This window comes from Thermoanaerobacter sp. RKWS2 (assembly GCF_026240795.1).
Lineage (GTDB): Bacteria > Bacillota > Thermoanaerobacteria > Thermoanaerobacterales > Thermoanaerobacteraceae > Thermoanaerobacter > Thermoanaerobacter ethanolicus.
Genome location: NZ_CP110888.1, coordinates 364172 through 375519, shown reverse-complemented (window position 1 = coordinate 375519; position 11348 = coordinate 364172). Strand labels below are relative to the sequence as shown.

6 protein-coding genes and 1 pseudogene are annotated in these 11348 nt (G+C 33.7%); all 7 read right to left on the bottom strand.

Features of this window, described 5'->3' with window-relative positions; all coding sequences use genetic code 11:
• Window positions 1-414: 414 nt before the first annotated feature.
• Window positions 415-1581: a mannitol-1-phosphate 5-dehydrogenase gene (locus OEI98_RS01815; protein ID WP_266039217.1), complete on the bottom strand. Its 1167-nt coding sequence runs from the start codon at window positions 1579-1581 to the stop codon at window positions 415-417.
• A gap of 1 nt (window position 1582) precedes the next feature.
• The gene (locus OEI98_RS01810; protein WP_266039216.1) at window positions 1583-2023 is read right to left on the bottom strand and encodes a PTS sugar transporter subunit IIA; all 441 of its coding nucleotides are present in this window, start codon (window positions 2021-2023) and stop codon (window positions 1583-1585) included.
• On the bottom strand, window positions 2016-4070 hold the full coding sequence (locus OEI98_RS01805) for a BglG family transcription antiterminator (RefSeq protein WP_266039214.1): 2055 nt from the start codon (window positions 4068-4070) through the stop codon (window positions 2016-2018). The genes OEI98_RS01810 and OEI98_RS01805 overlap by 8 nt, the downstream gene beginning before the upstream one ends.
• 11 nt (window positions 4071-4081) lie before the next feature.
• Window positions 4082-5518, bottom strand: coding sequence for a PTS mannitol transporter subunit IICB (locus OEI98_RS01800; protein WP_266039212.1), 1437 nt, complete (start codon window positions 5516-5518; stop codon window positions 4082-4084).
• Window positions 5519-5712: 194 nt separating this feature from the next.
• Window positions 5713-7123, bottom strand: a pseudogene (gene ltrA, locus OEI98_RS01795) (group II intron reverse transcriptase/maturase).
• Between the two features lie 394 nt (window positions 7124-7517).
• A complete protein-coding gene (locus tag OEI98_RS01790; RefSeq protein ID WP_266039209.1) occupies window positions 7518-9047 on the bottom strand; it encodes an IS1182 family transposase in 1530 nt (509 codons plus the stop codon).
• 345 nt (window positions 9048-9392) lie between these two features.
• Complete coding sequence (locus OEI98_RS01785) at window positions 9393-10910, bottom strand: gluconokinase (protein WP_266039207.1); 1518 nt, start codon at window positions 10908-10910, stop codon at window positions 9393-9395.
• Window positions 10911-11348 lie beyond the last annotated feature (438 nt).

The window sequence follows — 11348 nt, the reverse complement described above, 5'->3', positions numbered from 1 at the left end:
AATATCACATGTTTATTTCCAATTTTACTCCCATTTGCTTTTTCTTTTATACGTTTACTTAGTATTGTAAACATTTTTAAATTTATTATAATAATCTTACATTAGAAAAAGATGATATAGAATTCAATCTATATCATCTAAAGTCAAAAATTTTTTAAAGGAGATATTTTGCATCGTAGCTCCAGTGTTCCAAAGCGACAAAACTAAGCTCGACCTTCGGGTTCCGGCAGGGTTCCGGGCACATTCGACATCCTGTCTCAGGTGCCCGCCTCCGCCCTCCTTGGCTTCGGCCCTGCCTCCACCCTCGGTCTTGCTAAGTTTTGTTAACGCTTTGTCACAAGTCGCACCGATTGCAAAATATCTCCTTTCCGAAAGTTTGTCTACAGTCTGAGATAATATAGAATCCAATCTATATCATCTTTTTCCAAAAGCTTCTTTCAATTCTTTATATTTTTTTACAATTTCCTGCAATAAACCACTATTTTCTTCTAAACCTGTAATTTTGCTTATTGTTTTTTCTAAGCCGAAATTTTTAATGTCATCTTGAATTTTACAAGCTTGAGGGTCTTCCTTATAATCAAACAAAAACCCTGCAGCTATACCATATAGTATAAATTCAGGCGTAATTCCAATTTCATAACAAAGTTTGGCAGGCATCATTAACCGGTCATTTCCAGACAATTTCCTTGTAGGCTCTCTTCCCACTCTTACAACTTCGTCTTTTAAATAGGAGTTTTTGAACCTTTTTATTACTTTATTTGAATATTCTCTTAAATTATCAATTTTTATATTATGTTTCTTAGAAAGCGCGCTAGAAGCTTCCTCTTGCATTTTATAGACTATATTTCTTATAAAACCATCTTCAATCGCTTCATGTATATATTTATACCCTTTTAAATATCCTAAATATGCAGTGGTAGCATGGGCTCCATTTAATAAAAATAATTTTCTCTCTATATAAGGTTCAAGGTCAGCGACAAGTTCCACCCCTTTGATATTTAAATCCCCAATAATTGCTTTTTTGTCAATATCCCATTCATAAAAATCTTCAACTGCTACATCTATTGGCAGTTCTTTCTTTATATCTACATTCGGTACTATCCTGTCCACAGCCGTATTAGGAAAACCAATTTTTTGATTTACGTAATCAATAAAATCTTTATCCCCTTTTTCCAATATACTATTTTTTAGTATATTTGTTGCAAACAGTGCATTTTCACATGCCATTATATTCAAAGGTTTATCAATGTTAGCTTTTCTTATCTTTAAATAATTTCTTAATTTTTCCCCTATGCTCTTAAGATTATTAGCTCCTACTGAAGTCGTAATTATATCTGCATCTACAATAACCTTGGATAGATTTTCTTCATCTTCGATATGAATAGCTTTGATGTTTTTTACTTCTTCCTTTTCCACATTATCTTTTAAAATAATCACATTATATCTTTTATAATTATTTATGCTTTCTACTAATTCTTTTGATATATCAACAAAAGTTATTTCATATCCAGACTTATACAACAAATATCCTATAAATCCTCTGCCTATATTCCCTGCTCCAAAATGAACCGCTTTTAACATATTATTCATCACCTTTTTGAAGTATTTCTATTATTTCTTGTTTTGTCCTTGCCTTTTTCAATTTCTCGACATTTTCTTCATACTGGCAGGTAAGAGCTATTTTTGATAATATCTCTAAATGTTCATCTCCCTTGCCTGCAATTCCTATGACAATATAGGCAATATTTCCATCTCCAAAATCTACTCCTCTAGGATATTGCGCTATAACTATTCCAGATTTTTTTATATATTTTACATACTCAGAAACACCGTGAGGAATAGCAATACCATTACCTATATAAGTTGTTACATCTTCTTCTCTTTTTTTCATACCTTCTATATATTCTTTTTCGACATAGCCATTTTTAAAAAGCAAATTCCCTACTCTTTCAATAGCTTGTATTTTAGATTCTGATGGTACATTTAATACGATATTATTTTCGTTTAGTATTTCTTTATTCATCTTCCAAAGCCTCCTGTGTATCATTTAGTATTGTAACTAAGCTATTTCTAATATCTTTGATATCGCCAAGCCTCAATATTTCATTAAAAGCTTTATCCTCTATAAGCGAAATACTTATTTTACCTAACATCTCTAATATTTCACTGCTTTCTGCTTTCCTTGCTAACATCACAAGAAAAGTGTCTACTTCTTCATAAGAAAAACCAGCACTTTTCATCTTTAATGGAGTTTTTAGTTTATAGACGCCGACAAAAGGCATTACCATTTTGTCACTTCTTGTATGAATTAAAGCAATGTGGGTGTTTGGTATGACAACATTGCCCATGGCTTCCCTTTTAAAGATTAGCTCTTCTATTTCTTTTGCATCTTCAGTAAGCATTAAATCATATAAATCTTTTGCTATGAATTTTATTAAATCTGCAATAGTTTTTGCTTCCACGTATTTTAATTGCAAATTTCGAAGTATTTCATCTGCTATTTCAAAATTTCGTCTCCTTTCCACCATCGGCAAATTCCCTGTCAATTCTCTTTCTTTCTTGACTACATATTTCTCTATAAACTCTTCTACCTTTTTAATATCTTCTTCTGGCAAAAAAGGCGATACTACAATTACATTATCTTTTAAATCTTCAAGCTTTACTGTAGAAATTATTAGGTCATAGTCATCACTCTTTTTCTTATACTCCCATATTGCCCCAATGTCAATAGCATCAATTTCTCTAAAAAGAGTTTTTAATTTAGCTGATAATATTCTCGCCGTGCCAATCCCATTCGGACATATAACAAAAACTCTCAATTTTTTTGATAAAGCTTGCTGTCTTTCAATTGCAGCTCCAATATGCATTGTAATATATCCAATCTCTTCTTCAGGTATCATGAGATTATATTTAGAAAAAATTAACTTGCAAGCTTTATTTACTGCTTTAAACAAATCACCATAGTAATTTTTAATTTCTTCTACTAATGGATTGGTAGTCTGAAGTCCCATTGTCAATCTATAAAGGGCAGGTTCAAAATGCTGTGACAGTCCTACAATAAGTTGTTCGTCGCAATTTATCTTTATATTTAAAAGCCGAGAAACTTCTTCCACAACCTCTTTTGATAAATCTTGTAAAGAAATGCCAAGTTCTTCAAATCTATTTTGTTTATAGACGTATTTTTTGGGACTTAAATGAATAGCCAAATATGCCAATTCAGCATCTGGCAAATATACTTCATTTTCTTTCAATATTTTTTCTACATCTTTCATGAAAATAAATTCATTAGAAAGCAAAATGTCCTTTACAAATTCATCGTTAAGCTGTATTGGCTTGTCTATTTTTGTTCTGTAAATAGAAACAAGTAAATGTACAAACATCCCAAAGTAATTTAAGTCGGATAAGTGACCATGTATAACATTCTTAATTTGTTGTGCAATTCTTTTCACTAATTGAACTAACTCATTGTCAAAAACTGTACTAAAAAATGTGTATACATATTTGTCTTTTTCATCATTATAGACAAAAGCTAAAAGTTCTTCTATGGGTTTATAGTTATAAAACAGCTCCACAATTGCATTTCTTTTATCTAATTCACTTCCTTCTACTTTAATCCCATAACCTCTTCTTCTGATAAGAGATAAATTTCTCATTTTCAGCCATTCTTCTATTTTGTCTAGATAGAGACTTATAGTTCCTTCTACAACATTAAATTGATAACTAAAATAAGCAGCTTTTATGGGTTCCTTTGAAAGTAACAATTGTATTGTCATCAATATTTGTCTTTGCTCTGGAGTTAAAAGCCATTGGAGAGGAATGGCGCCTAAAGAAGCATGGATTTTATCTAACGCTTCTTCCTCTCCTTTTAAAATGATTTGTCCATTGTCCTCTATAATAACAGCTTTATATTTTTTTAAATTATTGTTTATAGAGGCTATTTCTCTCATAATAGTTCTTCCACTTACATCCATAAGCTTGGAAAGGTCCTCTATATTAGAAGGACCTTTCTCTATCAAAGTTTTTAATATAAATTTTTGTCTTACAGTTAGATCTTCCATACCCTTCACCATAAATTTTTATTTTATTTTTTAAGGTTCTTTACAAATTCATCATAGACTGTATTGTCTAAAAAGTTTTTGACCGTTACAATTTTAGCATTTGGCACAACTTGAGAAGCTCTTTCTGCAAGGTTTTCCTGTGTAAATACAACATCGGCCTCTTTTGGTATTTGATTTACAGCAGAATGCTTAACTACAATATCCAATCCTGCTTCTTTTAATTTTTTCTTTAAAATAGTTTCTCCCATCGCTGACGAACCCATACCAGCATCGCAAGCAAAAACAATCATTTTAGGCATACCTTCTATTTTTTGTACACTAGGCTTTATTTCTTCAACTTTTTGTCCTTTGCTTTGCGCTTTGAGTCCACTGACTACTGAACGTGCAAAGGTCATACTTTCGGCAGACATACTCTCTTCACTAGCTCTCTTAACAATCACTGATGCTATAAGGAAAGATACAACTGCTCCAACTGTAATACCTGCAAGTACAGGCAACAAACCGCCTTTTGGTGCCATAGCTATCTCTGCAAATATACTACCAGGTGAAGGTGTAGCTACCAAACCCGCTTTTGTCAAAACAAATGTCGCATCTGCAGCCATTCCACCGCCTATAACTGCCAAGAGTAGTGATGGATTCATCAAAACATAGGGAAAATATATTTCATGTATTCCGCCAAAGAAGTGTATTATGATAGCACCTGGAGCTGATTGTTTTGCATCGCCTTTTCCAAAAAGCCAATATGCCAGTAAAACCCCCAAACCTGGACCTGGATTAGTTTCCAGTAAGAAGAATATTGACTTTCCAAGCTCTTTAACCTGTGCTACTCCAAGAGGAGCCAATATACCGTGGTTAATAGCGTTATTTAAAAACAATATCTTCCCTGGTTCTATAAAAATTGCTATTAAAGGTAATAAGCCTTTGTTTGTCACCCATTGAGCTGCTGCACCTAATCCTACTGATATGCCATTTACCACTGGTTCAACGAAAAGAAATGCTAAAATTGCTAATAAACCACCTAAAATACCTGCTGAGAAATTGTTGACAAGCATTTCAAAACCTGCTGGGATTTTTCCTTCTACAAGCTCGTCAAATTTTTTAATGACATAGCCCCCCAAAGGCCCCATCAGCATAGCACCAAGAAACATCGGTATAGATGAACCGATTATAATACCTGCTGTTGCAATGGCTCCTACTACTCCACCTCTTACATCGTATACAAGTTTACCACCTGTATAACCAATTAAAATTGGCAAAAGATACGTTATCATAGGTCCAACAAGTTTAGCCAAATGTTCATTTGGAATCCACCCTGTTGGAATAAAGAAAGCAGTAATAAGTCCCCATGCTATGAAAGCACCAATGTTAGGTATTACCATGCCAGCCAAGAAGCCACCAAGCCTTTGCAACTTCGCTTTTACACTTCCGCCGCCAGTTATGAGAGCATTAGTGTTTTGCATAAATTTTACCTCCTTCTTGAATTCATTCTTCTATAATTATTGTAAACCTCAATATGTATTTATGCAATTTAAAGAAAATCAGTTTTGTCATTCGTTTTCTTTGACAAAATTGAAGATCGAGTAGGAGCTGAATAATTATTTTATTCAGCGTCCTCTCACACCACCGTACGTACCGTTCGGTATACGGCGGTTCATTAGGAATTGTGTACAATTAGATATCTTTGGGATAAATTCTTATAACCTATGCTTTCAAAGTATTTATTTGTAAGAGTCTTATTTAGGATTGGGCTATTGGATATTCTTAAGTCACCTTTCCTTGTATTGGCGTATTCCCAGGCTTTTTGTTCTTCTACTCCTAGTTTTACTAAGTTATCATGCTTCGTTTTTATCTTCTTCCATTGTTTCCATATACATGCCCTTAGTCTTCGCCTTATCCATTCGTCAAGGGTTTTCATTATGCTTTTCGCGTCTGCTAATCCAAAATAGTTGACCCATCCTGTTGTTATTTGATTTAGTCTTTTTATTCTGTTTTCCATGCTTATTCCCTTGTTCCGATTGGTTATTTCTCTTACTTTTTCCTTAAACCTTTTGATGGATTTTTCATGGATTCTTATTCTTACTTCGTTTTCTTTTGTATAGAATGAAAATCCAAGAAATTTTCTTCTCCATGGTCTATCTACAGCACTTTTTGCTTCGTTGACTTTTAGTTTTAATTTGCTTTCTATGAATTTCTTTATGCTCTTCATTACTCTGTCTCCTGCAGACCTGCTTTTTACATATATGTTGCAGTCATCTGCATATCGGCAGAATTTATGCCCTCGTTTCTCAAGTTCTTTGTCTAGTTCGTCCAACATTATGTTTGCTAATAGGGGACTTAATGGCCCTCCTTGGGGTGTCCCTTCTTCTGTTGATATTTTGATTCCGTTTATCATTACTCCTGATTCTAGGTATCTTCGTATTAACTTTAGTACTCTTTTGTCCCCTATCCGCTTTTCTAGTTTGGACATTATTATGTCGTGGTTTACTCTGTCAAAGAACTTTTCTAAGTCCATATCTACAACCCATGTGTATCCTTCTTTTATGTATGCTTCTGCGGCTTTTATTGCGTCTTTTGCACTGCGTCCTGGTCTGAATCCATAACTGCTATCAGAAAATGTATGGTTGTAGACTTTATTTAGTATTTGGGCTATTGCTTGTTGTATTAGTCTGTCTAGTACTGTAGGTATTCCTAGTAGTCTTACTCCTCCATCTGGTTTGGGAATTTCTACTCTTCGCACTGGTTGTGGTTTGTATTTCCCCTCCAGCAGTTGTTGTTTTATGGTTGCCCAGTTTTCTTTGAGATACGGTAGAAGTTCATCTACTCCCATCCCATCGACTCCATGGCTTCCTTTATTTGCAACAACGCTTGTATGCTGCTTTCATGTTCCCTCGTTCTACTATCATTTCAAGCATCTTGCCGGTATATCTTTGTACATCGTTTCTTCCATCTTCCGACGCCGATGATATACTATGCACTTCCGTTGTCTTTTGAAATTCCATTTCTCTATTCAACGGATAGCCTCTTTGTTGAGTTGTCTGCAGTCTCTGCATATCTTTCGAGTCCATAAGATTTCCAAAACCTCCTAACGTTCGGTCCTTCCTTATCTATTCATGTCTAGATAAGTACTATGACCTCTGCTGACTTCTCAAGGTTCAGCCATACATCACTGCATGGGTTGTCACTTCAGATTTTACTTCCATGACTTATCCTTGAGACCTCCCCGGGTAAGAACGATAACTTTCATCTCATATATCTGCCAGATTTACTGTATGGGATTCGGGTAGTGTTGGACTTCGTTTTGTTACGCAAACTCATCCATCCCAATTCAGCCTCTTATCTGGTTCTTGTTCATCAGACCGAGATTTTGCCTTAAGCTTCCTTCAGATTCCACCTCACGATGGACACCCTTGCTCTTGGCTAGTGGTTCCCACTACCAAGCCCACAGTGGACTTTCACCGCCTAGTTATCGCCCATGCCGGGCGCACATAAATAATAACCGGCGAAAAGCCGGTTATTCAGTTTGTTGACAAAGCAAAATTTAAGCCCCTGTTTTCCTACTTCCGAAAACAGGGGCTGTATGTATCTGGATAAAATTTTCTTTAAAACTCCAAATAATGGATAAAAATTCAAAGTACCCAAAGGGCTCTTGCCCCTCCTCCATAACCATGTTGCCATTTTCTTTAAATTCATGGCAGCAAAAACAAGCATCGCTTGCATGGACAATTTTTCTTTCCCTCTTAATGTTGTCCATCGCAAACCATGCTTCTCTTTCATATCAGCAAATACTCTCTCTATTGTCTCTTTCCTTCTTTCATATACTTCCTTACAATAAGGTGTATGCCTTAAATGCTCTGCTTCTTCTACATATCCTTCCCATATGTGCCTGAATATCCTCTTTGTGTAGTCTTTACTTTGGGTACACTTTTCTCTTAAAGGACAGTTTTTACATTTTTCTGGGTTTGATTTGTATTCTCTATATCCTTCTCTATTGGTTGTAACATATGTTAGTATTTCATTCTGCGGGCATATGTAACAGTCATAATATTCATCATACACAAACTCATGTTTCTTCATAAAACCGTCTTTTGTTTTTGGTCTTGTGTATGGCACTGCTGGTATTATTTCTCTATCAAATATTGTCTTTAATATGTACGGATTTTTGTATCCTGCGTCTACTGCTATTGCTTTCGGTTTTCCTACTCTCTTTTCAACTTCTTCTAATACTTCTTGAAACATTACACTGTCGTGGACATTTGCAGCTGTTACTTTTACTCCTAATACAAATCCGTTTTTATCGCAGGCTGTATGAAAAGAATATGCAAAACATTTTTCTTTTCCGTTTTTGTTTAACATTCCGCTATCTGGGTCTGTTTTGCTTACTTTCACTTCTTTCGTCTTTATTTTCTTGATTTTCTTTAATGGCTTTTTGCCATGAGCTTCTCTATCTTTGTTTATTTCTTCTTCTAGTTTTTCTTGATAAGTCCTGGCTTCTTGTTCTACTATTTCTTTGGTGTATTTCTTCTTGTTGGCACTTGCTTTTACATGGGTTGAATCTATGAGTACTTCCTCCGCATTTACTAGCCCATGCCTTATTGCTTCTTCTAAAATCTTCGTAAATATTTTCTCAAATATGTCTGTCCCTTTGAATCTTCTTATGTAGTTCTGGCTAAATGTTGAAAAATGAGGTATTTCTTCTGTCAGCCCATACCCTAAAAACCATCTATATACCACATTTGTTTTTATTTCTGCTATTGTCCTCCTCATCGATGGTATGCCAAAAAGATACTGAATAAACAGGATTTTTATTAATACTACTGGATCTATGCTTGGTCTGCCGTGATCTTCGGAATATTTGTCTTTTACTAAATCATATATGAAACTGAAGTCTATGACTCTTTCTATCTTCCTTAAAAGGTGATCTTTTGGAACTAACTGATCTATGCTTACAAATTCTATTTGATGTCTGGCATCCTGTTTCTTTGATAACATCTTTCTTCTCCTCTCCTCTTTTGCTTTGTACCGTTAAAAAAACAAAGAACCCTTCTCATCATAACGGGTTCCCGATATTTTGTAAACAGTCTGTAACCGGCGAAAAGCCGGTTATTTCAATTAATAAATCCATTGGTTTGTGATAATTTCGATTAAAGCACGGGATTTTACTTATACTGTGGCAAATAGTCCTTTACTGTTCAATTATATCATTGAATATTTTTTAGTTATCACCGCAGGAAATACTAAAGGACGTATTCTCAAAACCTATAAAGTTGTGCAATAGTAGATTTTTATAATTTGTAAATTTTAGAAATTATTTTTTTATTCACTTTGTTCCTCCATTTAATTAAAATTTTTTTCTACAAATTCGTAATATTCCTTATAAACTTTATAGATCTTATTGTATTTATTAACATTTTCATTGTTAGGCTTCACTATTCTACTATAATTCATTACTGGTAAATAATCTTTAAAAAGTTCTATATCTCCTACTGAAGACATTGCTATATATGCTGCACCCAATGCCGTTGCTTCATTAATTTTCATTACTGCTATCTCCTTATTAAAAATATCTGCCTGAATCTGGAGCCATTCATCTGAATTAACATATCCTCCATTAGCAATTATTTTTTTAGCACCACCATTAATCTTTTCTATTATCTTATAAACTGAATACATATTATACATAACGCCTTCCATCATAGCCCTTATAATATGCTTTTTAGTATGCATAAGTTTCATTCCAAATAGTGCTGCACTAGCTTTTGGATTCCAGCCTGGCGCTCTTTCACCGGCTAAAAATGGTAAAAAAATCAGCCCATCACTACCCGGATTTATCTGAGTTGCATATTCATCAAATAATTTATATATATTTTCATACTTAGTTTTTGAAAGTTCATATTCAAATTGTTCTCTAAATTGATCTCTTAAATACTTAAGAACTATACCACCATTACTTATTGCACCCCCTATTATCCATTTACTATTGTTAAAGCAATAACACCATGTCTGTGCATCTTTATCTAAAATAGGTTTATCTGTAATTACTCGCAAAGCACCACTAGTTCCAACAGTACATGATACTTTTTCATTATCAAAACATCCGCAACCTATATGCGCTGTTATTCCGTCGCTAGCCCCAATTATTAATGACGTATTTTTACTTATCCCGAGTTCTTCTATAAATTTATTTTCGATAGATGGTAATATAAATCCAGGATCTACGATATCTCCAAATAATATATCAGAATTCGCTTTTAATATGTCTGCTAAAATTTCTTGATCCCATGTTAAACTGTGAATATTCAAACAACCTGTTGCTGAAGCATCTGCAATATCGATAAAAAATTCATCAGATAATCTGTAAACTATATACTCTTTAATCGTAATAAATTTATAAGTTTTTTTATATATTTCAGGTCTGTTATTTTTAAGCCATATTATTTTACTTAATGGATACATTGGATGTTTCACTATACAACCAGTTTTTCTGTACAAATCATAAAAATCATAATTTTCTGCTATATATTGAGATTCTTCCATTGCTCTTGTATCAGCCCATGTTATTACATTTGTAAGATTATTGCCTTCTTTATCTAAGGCAAGTATACTATGCATTTGTGCACTTAATCCAATAGCTCTAATTTCTTTATTTGATATTTTAGATTTTAAAATTGAATTTCTAACTACTTCTGTAAATGATTGAAATACAATATTTGGATCAAGTTCAGCCATCCCTTTCTCTAAACAAATCATAGGATATTCTTTATAATCAGAAGCTATCAACTTACCTTCACTATCAAAAACTATTGATCTTACACCTGTAGTTCCTATATCTACTCCCAAATAGTATTCACCCATTTAATTCTCACCCTACCCAATATTTTTTTCATTAACTCATGGTGTTAGTATATTATTGTAGACACTTTAACTCGAACAAGTTAAAATAAAAGTATTAAAAAGAGGAAATATCTACAAAATGCCAAGAGGTCAAAGATAATATAGTGAAGAATTCAAAAACACTATAGTAGAGTTGTATAATTTTGGTAAAAGTCTGTCAGAGCTTTCGAGCGAATATGGCCCACAATATCAGGCTGGTTAAAAAAGCAAAGCCCAATAAATATGGACAACAAGCACAACGATTACAGTAGCTGAATATAAGGCTATGTTAAAGAAAATGGCAAGGCTAGAAGGGGAAAACGAAATATTAAAAAAAGCCATAGCCATATTCGCAAAGGAATAAGCTCTACATTTAAGTTTATTGAAGAAATCAACTTTTGATTTAAAGTTCTCCTCTAT